Source organism: Myxococcus sp. AM010 (genome assembly GCF_013372585.1).
GTDB classification, from domain to species: domain Bacteria; phylum Myxococcota; class Myxococcia; order Myxococcales; family Myxococcaceae; genus Myxococcus; species Myxococcus vastator.
In genome coordinates, this window is record NZ_JABXEO010000245.1 from 1 (window position 1) to 429 (window position 429).

At 70.6% G+C, this 429-nt stretch carries 1 pseudogene; it reads right to left on the reverse strand.

Annotated elements, in window-relative coordinates:
- Nucleotides 1–416, reverse strand: a pseudogene (locus tag HV826_RS36530) (DNA primase); the annotation flags it as partial.
- Nucleotides 417–429: the final 13 nt, after the last annotated feature.

The window sequence follows — 429 nt, forward strand, 5'->3', positions numbered from 1 at the left end:
CCCCAGGCCTCTGGCGTCTCCAGTCCCTCGTCCACGGGCGGCAGCTTCTCGGCGGACGTTGGTGCGCTCATGGGCGTGCCCAGCAGGGCCACGAGGTCATGGTTCGCCGCGAGCCGCTTCGCGTCGCGCTCCGCCTTGCGTGCGCGGGCCCTGTGCAGCTTTTTCAGCGCCTCCGTGACCAGGTGCTCCGTGCCCTGGCCCCAGTCCGTTGCGGATAAGCACGGGCGCAGCATCTCCACGATGGCCACGTCCGGCGTGTCATTGGGCAGGCAGAAGGCCACGGTGCTCATGAGCTGCTGCAGGGACGTGTCCTGGCTGCCACGCGGTGCCAGGGGCTCGCCGCGAAGTGCCCGGCCCACGAGCGGCTTGTTCTCGGGACGCGCATGGCGGCGCAGCAGCGTGGCGAGATGCTGCATGTCCACGGTGGCC